The organism is Rosenbergiella gaditana (assembly GCF_018494065.1).
Taxonomy (GTDB): Bacteria; Pseudomonadota; Gammaproteobacteria; order Enterobacterales; family Enterobacteriaceae; genus Rosenbergiella; species Rosenbergiella gaditana.
In genome coordinates this window covers 1-409 of the sequence record NZ_JABBFR010000065.1, presented here as the reverse complement: position 1 = coordinate 409, position 409 = coordinate 1, and the positions used below count along the sequence as shown (strand labels likewise).

Here is a 409-nt window from a genome sequence, read left to right as displayed (position 1 = left end):
TAAAAGTATTAGAGGCGAATGGTAATGTACAAACTTTTACAGTCCCTTATTCTTCTGTACCGGGCATGCTAAAACCAGGCTTATCACACTTCAACTTTTATGCCGGAAAAACTAGAGCAATCAACACGAGTCAACGTACTAATTTTTTTATGGGGAGTTACCAGTATGGCCTCACTAACTTACTAACATTGTATGGAGGGAGTACTCTAAGCGATAATTATAATTCTGAAGTGATTGGTAGTGGCTGGAATACCCCTATCGGTGCTATCGCTTTAGATGTCACACGCGCAGATACTACATTGAATAACGAAAAAAAAACAGGTAATAGCTTTAGAGTTACTTATAGTAAATATTTAAATACCACCAATACCAATCTTACCTTGGCCGGATACCGCTACGCGACAAAAAA

At 38.1% G+C, this 409-nt stretch carries 1 protein-coding gene; it reads left to right on the top strand.

The window, feature by feature from the left end; genetic code table 11:
- A partial coding sequence (locus HH682_RS15455; RefSeq protein WP_214238367.1) for a fimbria/pilus outer membrane usher protein occupies nt 1–409 on the top strand: 409 nt, incomplete at both ends.